The 13,901-nt window shown below is 75.3% G+C and carries 13 protein-coding genes; 11 read left to right on the top strand and 2 right to left on the bottom strand.

What is annotated here, in order from left to right; all coding sequences use genetic code 11:
• Positions 1-369: 369 nt before the first annotated feature.
• The 5 genes from D0Z06_RS22935 (at position 370) to D0Z06_RS22910 (ending at position 8,036) form a co-directional block, all read left to right on the top strand.
• Positions 370-1,971 carry a methyl-accepting chemotaxis protein gene (locus D0Z06_RS22935; protein ID WP_117379865.1) on the top strand — a complete coding sequence of 534 codons (1,602 nt, stop codon included), beginning with the start codon at positions 370-372 and terminating at the stop codon, positions 1,969-1,971.
• Positions 1,972-2,046: 75 nt separating this feature from the next.
• Positions 2,047-3,687: a methyl-accepting chemotaxis protein gene (locus D0Z06_RS27005; protein WP_117379864.1), complete on the top strand. Its 1,641-nt coding sequence runs from the start codon at positions 2,047-2,049 to the stop codon at positions 3,685-3,687.
• A 138-nt stretch (positions 3,688-3,825) separates the two neighbouring features.
• A complete protein-coding gene (locus D0Z06_RS22925; protein ID WP_117379863.1) occupies positions 3,826-6,315 on the top strand; it encodes a chemotaxis protein CheA in 2,490 nt (829 codons plus the stop codon).
• A gap of 1 nt (position 6,316) precedes the next feature.
• Positions 6,317-6,769, top strand: coding sequence for a chemotaxis protein CheW (locus D0Z06_RS22920; RefSeq protein WP_117379862.1), 453 nt, complete (start codon positions 6,317-6,319; stop codon positions 6,767-6,769).
• 391 nt (positions 6,770-7,160) lie between these two features.
• Entirely contained in the window at positions 7,161-8,036 is an 876-nt protein-coding gene (locus D0Z06_RS22910) for a hypothetical protein (RefSeq protein WP_117379860.1), read from the top strand.
• Positions 8,037-8,139: 103 nt separating this feature from the next.
• Here the strand turns inward: D0Z06_RS22910 and D0Z06_RS22905 are convergent, their stop codons facing one another.
• Positions 8,140-9,321, bottom strand: a complete 1,182-nt coding sequence (locus D0Z06_RS22905; protein ID WP_117379859.1) for a glucose-1-phosphate adenylyltransferase family protein — start codon at positions 9,319-9,321, stop codon at positions 8,140-8,142.
• Positions 9,322-9,597: 276 nt separating this feature from the next.
• Between D0Z06_RS22905 and D0Z06_RS22900 the strand changes: the two genes are divergently transcribed.
• Genes D0Z06_RS22900 through D0Z06_RS22875 form a run of 6 tightly spaced genes read left to right on the top strand, consistent with a single transcriptional unit; the run spans position 9,598 to position 13,275 of the window.
• A complete protein-coding gene (locus D0Z06_RS22900; protein WP_117379858.1) occupies positions 9,598-10,698 on the top strand; it encodes a protein-glutamate methylesterase/protein-glutamine glutaminase in 1,101 nt (366 codons plus the stop codon).
• The gene (locus D0Z06_RS22895) at positions 10,695-11,519 is read left to right on the top strand and encodes a CheR family methyltransferase (RefSeq protein WP_117379857.1); all 825 of its coding nucleotides are present in this window, start codon (positions 10,695-10,697) and stop codon (positions 11,517-11,519) included. The genes D0Z06_RS22900 and D0Z06_RS22895 overlap by 4 nt, the downstream gene beginning before the upstream one ends.
• A gap of 2 nt (positions 11,520-11,521) precedes the next feature.
• Positions 11,522-11,905, top strand: coding sequence for a response regulator (locus D0Z06_RS22890; protein ID WP_117379856.1), 384 nt, complete (start codon positions 11,522-11,524; stop codon positions 11,903-11,905).
• The gene (locus D0Z06_RS22885) at positions 11,902-12,414 is read left to right on the top strand and encodes a chemotaxis protein CheX (protein WP_117379855.1); all 513 of its coding nucleotides are present in this window, start codon (positions 11,902-11,904) and stop codon (positions 12,412-12,414) included. The genes D0Z06_RS22890 and D0Z06_RS22885 overlap by 4 nt, the downstream gene beginning before the upstream one ends.
• 10 nt (positions 12,415-12,424) lie before the next feature.
• Positions 12,425-12,787 (top strand): response regulator, encoded by a 363-nt coding sequence (locus D0Z06_RS22880; RefSeq protein WP_117379854.1) that lies wholly within the window; start codon positions 12,425-12,427, stop codon positions 12,785-12,787.
• The gene (locus D0Z06_RS22875) at positions 12,784-13,275 is read left to right on the top strand and encodes a hypothetical protein (protein ID WP_233517907.1); all 492 of its coding nucleotides are present in this window, start codon (positions 12,784-12,786) and stop codon (positions 13,273-13,275) included. The genes D0Z06_RS22880 and D0Z06_RS22875 overlap by 4 nt, the downstream gene beginning before the upstream one ends.
• A gap of 152 nt (positions 13,276-13,427) precedes the next feature.
• Here the strand turns inward: D0Z06_RS22875 and D0Z06_RS22870 are convergent, their stop codons facing one another.
• Complete coding sequence (locus D0Z06_RS22870; RefSeq protein WP_117379853.1) at positions 13,428-13,892, bottom strand: ATP-binding protein; 465 nt, start codon at positions 13,890-13,892, stop codon at positions 13,428-13,430.
• Positions 13,893-13,901: the final 9 nt, after the last annotated feature.

Genomic DNA, 13,901 nt, shown 5'->3' with positions numbered 1-13,901 from the left:
TCGGGTGGGGAAGACGGTCTGTGAGAAGACGTCCCTCCTACCGAGGTCCTGCGCTTCCTCCCGTCACCTCGCGCGCGTCGGCGTGTCCGGCCCGCCCTGCCAGCCGCCCGCTACTGGGAAAGGCTCACTCCCCCTCACCCGTTCCCGGGCCCGGGAGGAAATGCACCGGCGGTGTCGACAAGGGGATCGGGAAAAGGTGGTCGCCGACATTTCTCGGCGGCTCCCCGCGACACGCCACGACGATCCGTGTCTCCTCCGGCCGAATTGCCGGACCATTTCCGGCGAACCCACGAGTCACACCCGGAACACCGATCCGGGGGACACCGGGGAGCCCCCACCCACACCTGCACCACACAGGAGCCCCCTGCCATGACCGCATCCCGCGCCGGCCGCTCCGGCGGCTGGTTCGCCGACCGTCCGGTCGGTGTCAAGATCGGCGCCGCCGTCGCCGTGCTCGCCGTCGTCGCCGTCGCCATGACCGTCCTCGCCGTCAACCGCATCGCGGCGCTGGAGTCGGCGGCCGCGCGCATCAACGGCAACGTCGTCACCCTCGCCGACCTGGCGAACATCCAGCGGTCCTGGCAGGGGGACCGGTCCCGGTACAACACCTACCCGCTGGCCGGCACCGAGGGGCGGGCTGCGCTGCGCGCGGACCTCGCCGAGCGGCGGGCCACCATCGCGGGGCAGCTGGACGCCTACGCCGCGGTGACGGTCAACCGGGAGGCGTTCGACGAGTTCCGGGCCACGGTCGAGGACTACTACGCCATCGCCGAGGGGCAGCTGCTCCCGGCGGCGGACGCCGGTGACCTGGCCACCTCGGCGGCCGTCATCACCGGCCCGCTGCAGGACCGGTCGGACGTGCTGATGGACCAGTACAACGCGATGCAGGAGCGCCGGGTCGAGGCCGGTCAGGCCGACACCGACGCCGCGGCGGACGTCGCCGCCGGCGCCACCACCACCCTGTGGGTCTCCCTCCTGGCCGGGATCGCGGTCGCCGGCAGCCTCACCGTCGTCGTCGTCCGCCGGCTGGTCCGCACCGTCCGGTCGGTGCAGGGCGCGGTGGAGGCCCTGGCCGAGGGCGACCTGACCGTGGCGCCCGAGGTGCGCGGCCGCGACGAGCTCGGCCGGATGGCCGCGGCGCTGGGCCAGGCCCAGGGCACGCTGCGCAGCGTGCTGTCGGGTGTGGCCACCTCGGCGGACGCGGTGGCGGCCTCCTCGGAGGAGCTGTCGGCGTCCTCGGCGCAGATCTCGGCGTCGGCGGAGGAGACCAGCGCGCAGTCCGGCGTGGTGGCCGGGGCCGCGGAGGAGGTCTCCCGCAACGTGCAGACCGTGGCCGCGGGGGCCGAGCAGATGGGCGCCTCCATCCGCGAGATCTCGGTGAACGTCAACGAGGCGGCCCGGGTGGCCGGCGAGGCGGTCACCGAGGCCGAGCGGACCACGGCCACGATCGCCAAGCTGGGCGAGTCCTCGGCCGAGATCGGCAACGTCGTCAAGGTCATCACGAGCATCGCCGAGCAGACCAACCTGCTGGCCCTCAACGCCACCATCGAGGCCGCACGGGCCGGGGAGGCCGGGAAGGGCTTCGCCGTGGTCGCCAACGAGGTCAAGGAGCTGGCCCAGGAGACGGCGAAGGCCACCGAGGACATCGCCCGCCGGGTCCAGGCCATACAGGGCGACACGACCGGGGCGGTGGCCGCGATCGGCCGGATCAGCGAGGTCGTCGCCCAGATCGCCGACCGGCAGACGACGATCGCCTCCGCGGTGGAGGAGCAGACCGCCACCACGACCGAGATGAGCCGCTCGGTCGGCGAGGCCGCGGCCGGCTCCGGGCAGATCGCCGACAACATCACCGGGGTCTCCACCGCCGCGGAGTCGACCACCCAGGCGCTGACCCAGACCCGCACCGCCGTCGACGAGCTGTCCCGGATGGCCGCCGACCTGCGTGCCGGCGTCGCCCGCTTCACCTACTGACCGACCCGCCGGGACCGGGGCGCACGCCCCGGTCCCGGCCCACGGACGACGTCGTCCGCCGACGAGACAGGACCCATGACCAGCACGCCCCGCCCCACCGCCCCGACCCCCGCCCGGCACTGGTACCGCGACCGCGGCATCGGCGTCCGCATCGCCGTCCTGACAGCGGTCCTCGCCCTCGGCACCCTGGCCGTGACCGTCACCGGCCTGTCCGGCGCCGCCCGCGTCGACGAGATGCAGGACCGGGTGACCGCCGCCGTCGGGGTGCAGCGCACCGTCGACGCCGCGCGCTACGACCTGCTGTGGGCGGCCAACTGGCAGAACATCACCGCCTGGAAGTCCCGGACCGAGGGCGGGCCGGTCGCGGCCGCTCCCGCCGGGGACAACGTCGCCGCCTACCGGGACGGCGCCACCGGCTTCGAGCGGCTCTTCGAGCTCGACCCGTCGCTCCTCGACGAGGAGGCGCGGGCCAGCCTGGCCACCATCGAGGACAACTGGGCCTCGATGAGCGACTACAACGACCAGATCTTCGCCCTCTGGGCCCAGGGCCTCCTCGACGAGGGCGACGCGCTGTCGGCCGGCGAGAAGTGGGACACCTTCTACGTCCTCGACGAGGCCATGACGGACCTCATCGCCTCCGTCGACGCCCGCGTGGCGACCACCCGCGCCGAGATGGTCGACGCCGAGCGGACCACCCGCCGGGTCACGCTGGGCGTGGCCGTGGCCGTTCTGGCCCTCGGTGCCGGCCTGGCCGCCGTCGTCGCGTCGGGCATCCTGCGCGGCGTCCGGGAGGTCCGCAGCGGCCTCGAGCGGGTGGCCGCCTGCGACCTCACCGTCCGGCTGCCCGTCCGGGGCCGCGACGAGACCGGCCAGATGGCGGCGGCGCTGAACGCCGCGGCCGGGACGATGGCCACCACCATCGCCGGGATCATGGCCTCGGCCGACGCGGTGGCGGCGTCGTCGGAGGAGCTGTCGGCGTCCTCGGCGCAGATCTCGGCGTCGGCGGAGGAGACCAGCGCGCAGTCCGGCGTGGTGGCCTCGGCCGCGGAGGAGGTCTCCCGCAACGTGCAGACGGTGGCGGCGGGGGCCGAGCAGATGGGCGCCTCCATCCGGGAGATCAGCCGCAACGCCACCGACGCCGCGCAGGTCGCCGCCCAGGCGGTCACCGAGGCCGGCGCCACCACCGCGACCATCACCCGCCTCGGGGACTCCTCCCGCGAGATCGGCGACGTCGTCAAGGTGATCACCTCGATCGCGGAGCAGACCAACCTGCTGGCCCTCAACGCCACCATCGAGGCCGCCCGGGCCGGGGAGGCCGGCAAGGGCTTCGCCGTGGTCGCCAACGAGGTCAAGGAACTGGCCCAGGAGACCGCCAAGGCCACCGAGGACATCGCCCGCCGGGTCCAGGCCATCCAGGGCGACACCGCCGGAGCGGTCTCGGCCATCGAGCGGATCAGCACGGTGATCGGCCAGATCAACGACTACCAGCTCACCATCGCCAGTGCCGTCGAGGAGCAGACCGCCACCACGACCGAGATGTCGCGCTCGGTCGGCGAGGCCGCGGCCGGCTCCGGGCAGATCGCCGACACCATCACCGGCGTCTCCACCGCGGCCGGCGCCACCACCCAGGCGCTCGCCCAGACCCGCACCGCCGTCGACGAGCTCTCCCGGATGGCCGCCGACCTGCGCACCGGCGTCGCCCGCTTCACCTGCTGACCGGTCCGCCGGGACCGGGGCCGCTGCGCCCCGGTCCCGGTGCCGTCGCCGCGCCGTTGGGCTTGACCCCCCGGCCGCACCGGCCGAAGACCCTCCCGAGACGCCTCACGGCGCCGGACACCCAGAGAGAAGAGCAACGTGGACGGTCTGGACGACATCGTCGAGGAGTTCCTGGTCGAGAGCCACGAGAACCTCGACCAGCTGGACAGCGACCTGGTCGCCCTCGAGCAGGAGCCCGACTCGCGGGAGCGGCTGTCGAGCATCTTCCGCACCATCCACACGATCAAGGGCACCAGCGGCTTCCTCGCGTTCCACCGCCTCGAGGAGGTCACCCACATCGGGGAGAACATGCTCTCCCGGCTGCGGGACGGTGCCCTGGCGCTCACCCCGCAGCGGACCGACGCGCTGCTGCGGATGGTCGACTGCGTCCGCTCCCTGCTCGCCTCCATCGAGGCCGGCGGCGGCGAGGGGGACGTCGACGTGTCCGCCGTCGTCGCCGCCATCAGCGCCGCGATGGAGGACCGTCCGGCGCCCGCCGTCCCCCGCCCCCGCGCCGAGGAGGCGGCGGAGGTGACGGTCGAGGTGGCTGCGGCCGACGAGCCGGCCGCCCCCGCCGCCGCGCGGCCCACCCGCCGCAAGGCCCCGGCGGCGAAGGCGCCGGCCGCCGCGAAGGCCCGGGCCGCCGCGAAGGCCCCGGCCGCGAAGAGCCCGGCCGCCGCGAAGGCCCCGGCCGGGGAGGCGCCGGTCGCGGAGGAGCCGGCCGCCACCCCGCCGGCCGACGGGTCCCCGCCCCCCGCCCCGGTGCCCACCCCCCGCGAGGAGGCCGCGGCGGCCCCCGAGGTGGTCACCGAGCCGGAGCCGGCGACCGCCGAGCCGAGCGGCCAGGCCGAGCCCGCGGCCGGGCAGGCCGACGGGGCCGGTCAGGTCCGCCGCGCGGTCGCCGAGAGCACGATCCGCGTGGACGTCGACCTGCTCGACGAGCTCATGCTGCTCGTCGGCGAACTGGTGCTGACCCGCAACCAGATCGTCCAGTACGTGGGCCGCTCCAGCGACACCGACCTGGTCCGCGCCTCGCAGCGGCTCAACCTCATCGCCAGCGAGCTGCAGGAGGGCGTCATGAAGACGCGCATGCAGCCGATCGACCACATCTGGTCCAAGCTGCCGCGCGTCGTCCGCGACCTGGGCATCCAGTGCGGCAAGTCCGTCCGGCTGGAGATGGAGGGCCGCGAGACCGAGCTCGACAAGACCCTGCTCGAGGCGGTCAAGGACCCGCTGACGCACCTGGTCCGCAACTCCGTGGACCACGGCGTCGAGGCCCCCGACGCCCGCAGGCGGGCCGGCAAGTCCGCCGAGGGCGTGCTGTTCCTCCGCGCCAAGCACGAGAGCGGCCAGGTCGTGGTCGAGGTGGCCGACGACGGCGCCGGCATCGACCCCGCCCGCATCGGGGCCAAGGCCGTCGAGCGCGGCGTGGTCTCGCAGGAGGCGCTCAACCGGATGAGCCCGCAGGACGTCCTGCAGCTGATCTTCCTGCCCGGCTTCTCGACCGCCGCGGCGGTCACCAACGTCTCCGGCCGGGGCGTCGGCATGGACGTCGTCAAGACCAACATCGAGTCCATCGGCGGCACCATCGAGGTCGAGTCGGTGCCCGGGCAGGGCACCTGCACCCGGCTGCGCATCCCGCTGACGCTGGCGATCGTCCCGGCCCTGACCGTCGAGTGCGCCGGCGACCGCTACGCCATCCCGCAGATCAGCCTCCAGGAGCTGGTCAGCCTGGACGCCGAGAAGGCGGCCACCGCCGTCGAGGAGGTCGGCGGCGCGCCGGTGTACCGGCTCCGCGGCGAGCTGCTCCCGCTGGTGCGGCTCACCGACGTCCTCGGCCTGACCTCCGACCGGCACGACGGGCACGTGGTGATCGCCGTCCTGCGCTCCGAGGGGCGCCGCTTCGGCCTGGTCGTCGACCGGGTGATCAACACCGAGGAGATCGTGGTCAAGGCCGTCGGCGGCCAGCTCAAGGCCATCGGGCTGTACTCCGGGGCCACCGTCCTCGGCGACGGCACGGTGGCGCTGATCCTCGACGTCCAGGCGCTGGCCCGCCGGGCGCTGCGCACCGAGACCACCGAGCGGCAGGAGTCCCGGGAGGCGCTGCTGCAGGCCGCCGCGGCCGACCGGGAGGCCGAGCGCATGCTGCTGGCCGCCATCGGCGGTGGCCGCCGCGTGGCCATCCCGCTGGACACCGTGACCCGCCTCGAGCAGGTCAGGACCGAGGCCGTCGAGCGGGTCGGCAACCGCGAGGTGGTGCAGTACCGCGGCGCGATCCTGCCGATCGTGCGGCTCGACCGGCACCTGGGCGCCTACGGCGAGACCGAGCGGGAGGTCCTCGAGGTGATCGTCTACTCCGACCACGGCCGCAGCGTCGCGATCGTCGTCGAGGAGATCCTCGACATCGTCGACGGGGACGCCGCCGTCCGCAGCGACATTGACGACATGGGGCTGCTCGGCTCGGCCGTCCTCGGGGACAAGGTCACCGAGCTGCTCGACGTCCGCGCGGCCATCCTCGCCGCCGACCCGGCGTTCTACTCCACCCCCGCCCCGGCCGGCTCCGCCCCGGCGACGTACCAGGAGGTCTGACGTGCCCCCCACGACCGAAGCGGCCGCGCCGGCCATCGGCGGCCAGCTGGCCACGTTCTGGCTGGACGGCGACCTGTACGGCATCGAGGTGGCGCACGTCCAGGAGGTCCTCAAGAGCCAGGGCCTGACCCGCGTGCCGCTGGCGCCGGCGGCGGTCGCCGGGCTGATCAACCTGCGCGGGCAGGTCGTCACCGCCATCGAGCTGCGGGAGCGCCTGGGCCGCCCGCGGCGGCCGGAGGGGACCGACGCGGTCGTCATCGTCGTGCGGCTGCACGGCGAGGCGGTCAGCCTCCTGGTCGACGCCATCGCCGACGTGGTCGACGTCGACCCGGCCGACTTCGAGGCGCCGCCGGACACGCTGGACGGGAGCGCGCGCGAGCTCATCCGCGGCGCGTTCAAGCTCGACGGCCAGCTGCTGCTGGCCCTGGACGTGCAGAAGGCGGTGGGCGCCTGAAAGGACCCCGTCCTCCTCGCCCCTCGCGAGCTCGCGGCGAGCCTCGGGACGGGGCCGCCGCTGCCCCCCGCCACTCGCAGGCTCGCGGCGAGCCCCTGCAGCGGGGCCGCCCCGCCTCTGACGCCTGACCTCCGAACCTCTCCCGTCTCCGGCCGGACTTCCCCGGCGGCCGGGACCGGCCCGGCCCCCCTCCTTCCCTCGCGCAGGGGAGGGCGGGGGCCGTCGTCGTTCCGGTGACCGTCCGTGACCGATCTGATGCCTTCAGGCGTCGCCGCGCTCCCGTCCCGAGCGTGCCCTCCGACCATCGGGTGACCTGCGCGTGGCGGGGCCCGCCGTCCCCGGCCAGCATGGGTGCACCTCACCTCGGGGGACGCGAAAGGGAGGTACCGCCGTGCCGTACTCGCTGGTCAGCGCCGCCACCCTGGGCTTCGACCTGGTCCGGCTGCCCGGCGGCCGTGCCGCCGCCGATGCCCTGCTGACCGGCCTGGTCGCCGACGCCGAGGCGCTGCGCGCCCTGGCCGGCGTGCACCCGGCCGCGGGTCGGGACGCGGCCGAGCGCGGCGCGCTGGCCGTCCGCGCACGGCGGGCCCGGGAGCTGGCCGCCGCCGTCCCCCAGCTGCGCACGGCGCCCCCGGGGGAGCGGGCCGCCGTCCTCGTCGCCCAGCTCGAGCGCAGCACGATCGGCGACGCCCGGGCCGTCGAGCGGGTGCTGCGGGACGACGTGCTCGGCCCCGAGCACCCGGCCGCCGCCGAGCTCGACGAGCCGACGCTGAGCGCCGCGGCCGACGTCCTCGCCGACGCCGTGGTGGGGGAGTGGGCGGCAGAGGTGCTGCCCCCGCTGGTGCACCGCCGGCTCCGCGGGCCGCTGGCGCTGGCCCGCGACACCGGGCTCGTCCCCGCCGAGGGGACCCCCGACCTGGGCCCCGCGACGGACGAGGTCCACGGGCTGCTGACCGCGCTCGGCGAGCTCGACGAGGACGGCCGCGCGCGGTGGCGGGCCGCCGTCGACGAGAACCGGGCGCTGCGCCGGCCCTGGGCCACCGCGATGCACGAGGCCTCCTGGGCCGCGCACGTCTCCGGGCGCACCCGGACCCTGGCCACCGCCCAGCTGCTCGCCGTCCGGGCCTTCGCCGACGCCGGCTTCGACGCCTCGGACGGGGCGGCCGGCGTGTGGAACGCGGTCGCCGGCTGCGTGCAGGGGATGGTGATGGCCGACCTGCTCGGTGCCGACGCGCTCGCGGTCCTGCTCGCGGCGCCTCGCGGTTGATCATGGGCGTCGTGCCGGGGACACGGGCAGACGCGCCGGGTGGGCCTGCGACACCCCCGTGATCACGGCGGGGTGGCCTGGCACGGTGGCCGCGTGAGGGCGGTCAGCCGTCTTCGGGTTCGGGGAACCGCCCGCCTGCGGGGACCTCGCTGCCGGCGGCGACCTCCGCGCGACGGCCGACGAGGGTGATGTCGCCGTCGCCGCCGACCGCGGCCCGGTCGCCGACCACCACCCCGTCGTCGAGCACCGCCCGCCGCACGGTCGCGCCCGAGCACACCCGGACCCCGGGGAGCAGCACGGAGTCCACGACGGTCGCGCCGGCCTCCACCACCACCCCGGGGGACAGGCTCGACCCGCTGACCGCGCCGGCGACCCGGGTGCCGCCCGACACCAGGCTGTCCTCCACCGAGGCCCCCCGCAGCACCCGCGCCGCGCTGCGCCGCCCACCCCGCGTGTGCACCGGCCAGCGCGGGTCGTCGAGGTCCAGCGGCGGCTCGGGGTCGAGGAAGTCGCGGTGGGCATCCCAGTACGCCTGCACGGTGCCCACGTCCCGCCAGTAGCCCTCCAGCGGGTGGGCCCGGGCGAGCCCGTCCCGGGTCTGCGCGGGCAGCAGGTGGCTGCCGAGGTCCTCCAGCCCCTCCTCGCCGAGCTCGCCGGCCAGCGCCTCCAGGCGGTCGAGGGTCGGGCCGGGGGAGAACACGAACACCTCGTTGGTGGCCGTGGTCGACGCGGGCTCGTCCGGCTTGTAGGCGTACCCGGTGATCCGACCGCCGTCCCCGACCTCGACGATCCCGTAGCGGGAGGCGTCGTCCGCGGCGACCTCGGTGGTCACCATGGTGACCTCGGCGCCGGACTCGCGGTGCGCCGCCGCCACCACCCGGTAGTCCAGCTTGTAGACGGCGTCAGCGCTCACCACGACCAGCGCGTCGGGGGCGGCCTCCCGGATGAGCGGTGCCTGGCGCCACAGCAGGTTGGCCGTCCCCGACACCCACCCGCCCCGCTCCGTGCCCCGGTAGGGCGGCAGCACGAGCAACCCGCCGTCGGTGCGGTCGAGGTCCCAGGGCCGGCCGTTGGCCAGGTGGTGGGCCAGGGACGTGGGGTGGAACTGCACCGAGACCCAGACATCGGCGACCCCGGAGTGCTGGCAGTTGCTCAGCGGGAAGTCGATCAGCCGGTAGACGCCCGCGAAGGGGACGGCGGGCTTGGCCCGCTGGTCGGTCAGGAGCTCCAGCCGGCCGCCGGCGCCGCCGGCGAGCACGAGGACGAGCACACGGTCCATCGCCATGCGCCGCGCCTACCCGGTCCGCGGCCGCGCCACGCGAGGTGGACGCCGCCGGGCCACCCGCGCTCCCGGCCGCGTGTCGACACCGGGCGCGGAATGGTCGGCGACCGCCATTCCGTGACCTCCGGAAATCATTCGGCAACAGGAGCCGATCCGCTCAAGGAGCGCCCGGCACCGGCCGACAACACGGGGGAGAGGTGCACCCGCGCCCGGTTCCCGCCGGCGCCGCACCGCGTTGCGGCGAGATCCGGCGGCCCGCCCCGGGAACCAGGAGGACGGATGGACCCGATCAGGGTGCTGGTGGTGGACGACTCGGTCGTCGTGCGGAAGATCGTCACCGACGTCCTCTCGGCGGACCCGGCCATCGAGGTCGTGGGGACGGCCGTGAACGGGCGGATCGCCCTCGCCAAGGTCGAGCAGCTCGAGCCCGACCTGGTGACCATGGACATCGAGATGCCGGAGATGAACGGCATCGAGGCGGTGCGCGCCATCCGGGCCGGCCGCAACCGCGTGCCGATCATCATGTTCAGCACCCTCACCGAGCGGGGGGCGGCCGCCACCCTCGACGCGCTCTCCGGCGGCGCCAACGACTACGTCACCAAGCCGGCCAACGTGGGCAGCGTGGCGCAGTCGATGGAGAGCGTCCGCGAGCAGCTCATCCCCAAGATCAAGGGCCTCACCGGCCGGCCGCCGGGCCCGGCGCGGGTCGCGGCCCCGCTGCCGCCGCCGCGTCCCCCGGCGCCCCGGCCCGCGGTCAAGCAGCCCGCCGTCCTGGTGATCGGGTCCTCCACGGGCGGCCCGGAGGCGCTCGCCCGCGTGCTGCCCCAGCTGCCGGCGTCCTTCCCGCTGCCGGTGCTCGTCGTGCAGCACATGCCGCCGGTGTTCACCCGGCAGTTCGCCCAGCGGCTCGACCGGCTCTGCACGCTGCGCGTCGTCGAGGCCGCCGACGGCAGCCCGGTGACCCCCGGCACCGTCCACCTGGCCCCGGGCGACCACCACCTGACCGTGCGGGCCACCGCCCGCGGTCCGGTCACCACCCTGACCCAGGGCCCGCCGGAGAACTTCTGCCGGCCGGCCGTCGACCCGCTGTTCCGCTCGGCCGTCGACGTCTTCGACGGCGCGGTCCTCGGCCTGGTGCTCACCGGCATGGGGTCCGACGGCCGGCAGGGCGCCGGGCGCATCCGCGAGGCCGGCGGTGCCGTCGTCGTCCAGGACCAGGCCACCTCGGTGGTGTGGGGGATGCCCGGCGCGGTCGCCCAGGCCGGCTTCGCCGACGAGGTGCTGCCGCTGGACCGCGTCGCCGAGGCGGTCACCCGCCGCAGCGGCGCCCGCGCCGGCGTGCCGGCCGCCGTCGCGGCGACCGCCGGGGGACGGCGATGACCCTCACCGCCACCGGGTTCGACTACGTCCGCCGGCTCGTGCACCGGGAGAGCGCCATCGTGCTCGCCCCGGGCAAGGAGTACCTGGTCGAGGCGCGGCTGCTGCCCATCGCCCGCCAGCTGGGCATGGCCGACGTCGGCCGGCTGGTCGACGAGGTCCGCGCCCGGCCCAGCGCCGAGTCCACCCGGCGCATCGTCGAGGCGCTCACGACCAACGAGACCTCGTGGTTCCGGGACGGCGACCCGTTCACCGCCCTGACCTCGACCGTGCTCCCGGCCCTGCTGCCGGCGCGCGGCGCGGCCGAGCGGCTGCAGATCTGGTCGGCGGCCTGCTCCAGCGGGCAGGAGCCGTACACGATCGCGATGCTGCTGCAGGACGCACTCCCGAACGCCGCCACCCGCGTCGCGATCACGGCCACCGACATCTCCCGCGAGATGGTGGCGCGGACCCGCGCCGGCCGGTTCAGCCAGCTCGAGGTCAACCGCGGGCTCCCGGCGCCGATGCTGGTGCGGCACCTCACCCGCGCCGGCACCGAGTGGGAGGTCGCGCCCGCGCTGCGCCGGATGGTGTCGGCGAGCGAGTGCAACCTCGCCGCGCCGCTGCCGCGGATGGGCCCGTTCGACGTGGTCTACCTGCGCAACGTCCTCATCTACTTCGACCTGCCGACCAAGCAGGCGATCCTCCGGCGGGTCCGCGCGCTGATGCGCCCCGACGGGTGGCTCTTCCTCGGCGCCGCGGAGACGACCCTGGGCGTCGACGACTCCTGGGAGCGGGTCGTCATCGGCCGCAGCTCCGCCTACCGCCCGCTGAAGGGGGCCTGACCGTGCGTGCTCTGGTGATCGACGACTCGCGCGCCATGCGGCGCATCGTGAGCGGGACCCTCGAGGGCTTGGGCTACGAGACCCGGCAGGCCGGCCACGGCCAGGAGGCCCTCGACGTGCTGCACGCGGGCTGGGTCCCCGAGCTGTGCAGCATCGACTGGAACATGCCGGTCATGGACGGGCTGCAGTTCGTCTCGGCCGTCCGCGCCAACCCCGCCTGGCGGGCGGTGACCCTGATGATGGTCACCTCCGAGGGGGAGCAGGGGCAGATCGTCCGGGCCCTCGCGGCGGGCGCGCACGAGTACGTCATCAAGCCGTTCACCGCCGACGCCATCCGCGACAAGCTCGCGCTGCTCGGCCTGCTGCCGCAGGAGGCCGCCCTGTGACCGAGACCCGGATCCCCCGTCGCCGCGCCGGCGACCGGCCGCCGGTGATCACCGAGCTCCTGGACGAGGCCGTCGTCCAGGAGATCGCCGACCAGGCGTGGGCCGCGCTCGTCGGCGAGGAGGAGGTGCTCGTCCCGCTCCCCGGCGAGGTGCCCGCCGACGCGGTCAGCAGCTGGGTCGAGGTGCTGGGGCCCTGGACCGGCACCGTCGTCCTCGCCTGCGGGCGCCGGACCGCCGCGGACCTCACCCGGGCGCTCCTGCGCGAGCACGCCCCCGCCGAGCTCGAGGACGAGGACGTCGCGGACGCCCTCGGGGAGCTCGCCAACGTCGTCGGCGGCAACGTCAAGGCCGTCCTGCCGGGGCCGTCCGCCCTCGGCCTGCCCGAGGCCGGGACGGCGCCGGCCCCCGGCGCCGCCGCCGACACCTGCCGCGTCGACCTCCTGTGGCGCGGTCAGCCCCTGACCATCACCGTCCAGGGCGCCGCCCTGGCGCCCGAGCACGAGAACTGAGGTGCCCCCAGTGAAGATCCTGATCGCCGACGACAGCCGCGTCATGCGGCAGATCGTCATCCGCACCCTGCGTCAGGCCGGCTACGACGACCACGACATCGTGGAGGCCGAGGACGGCCGCGACGCCTACGACAAGGTCCAGGCCGAGCAGCCGGACCTGGTCCTGTCCGACTGGAACATGCCGAACATGAGCGGGCTGGAGTGCCTCCAGGCGCTGCGGTCGTCGGGCTCCGGCGTCCCCTTCGGCTTCGTCACCTCCGAGGGGTCGGCCGAGATGCGGGAGAAGGCCGCCGACGCCGGCGCGCTCTTCCTCATCGCCAAGCCGTTCACCGAGGAGACCTTCCGCGACGCCCTGGACGGGGTGATCGTGTGAGCACGGTGGTCCTGCCCGCCGCGAAGGACGTCCGGGAGATGCTGACCGGGCTGCTGGGCAAGCCGGTCTCCGTGCTGCCCGGCGACCCGGTCACCCCGACGGAGAAGCGGCCCGCCTCGGTGGCCGTCTACGTCGACCCGCACCTGGCGGTCAACGCCCTGTGCGTGATGGACCTGCCGCTGTCGGCCTGGACCGGCGGCGCGCTGGCGCTGCTGCCCCCCGGCGGCGTCCAGGACACCGTCGAGGAGGACGGCGAGCTCACCGCGATGCTCACCGAGGCGCTGCACGAGGTCGTGAACGTCCTCTCGGCGCTGTTCAACGTCCCGGGAGCGCCGCACTCGAAGCTCTACAGGCTCTACGCCCCCGGCGACGACCTGCCCGCCGACCTGGCCCAGATGGTGGCCGCCTTCCACCGCATCGACCTCGCGGTCGAGGTGCCCGGCTACGGCAAGGGCGCGCTGTCGCTGGTCGTGCCCTCGGGGGGCTGACCCACCCGGACGCCCCGGGGTGGCCGGAGGCCGCTCCACCACCCCGGGCGCACGCCAACGACGCCCCGGAGCCCCGCTCCGGGGCGTCGTCGCGTCCGGCCGTGGTTGCACGTGGAACAGCCGCCCGGCGCGGGGCCGGGCGCGGATGCGGGTCAGCCGTGGTGCAGGACCGGCATCCGCTGGTCGGTCGCCGTGGGCAGGCAGGCCCACACGTGCTTGCAGTCGGCGTCGACGTACCACCCGTGGGCCACCGCCAGCCGGGCGACGAGGTAGAGCCCCAGGCCGCCCTGCGCCGGGTCGCGGTCGACCGCCGGGGCGGGCATCGACTCCGGGTCCCGGTCGCTCACGTCGAGCAGCCAGCCGCCGCTGCCGGCCACCACGGTGGCGACCACGGGGGACAGGCCGTGCCGCAGCGCGTTGGAGGCCAGCTCGTCGAAGGCGAGGACCAGCCGCTCCGCGGCGTTGTCCTCGGGGTCCCGCGGGTAGCTCACGCTGCCGAGGCGGGACCGCAGCACTGCCCGGGCCGCGGGGAGCTCGGCGACGGTGCGCAGGTCCCAGCGCCACACCTCGCCGCGGCCGTCGGGCAGGGGCCGTAGCGGCCATGCCAGTCGACCCACTGCGTCGTC

It is taken from the genome of Geodermatophilus marinus (assembly GCF_003428645.1).
In the GTDB taxonomy this organism is placed as follows: domain Bacteria; phylum Actinomycetota; class Actinomycetes; order Mycobacteriales; family Geodermatophilaceae; genus Geodermatophilus.
The sequence above is the reverse complement of the archived record's forward strand: the minus strand, read 5'-3'. Positions and strand labels throughout refer to the sequence as shown.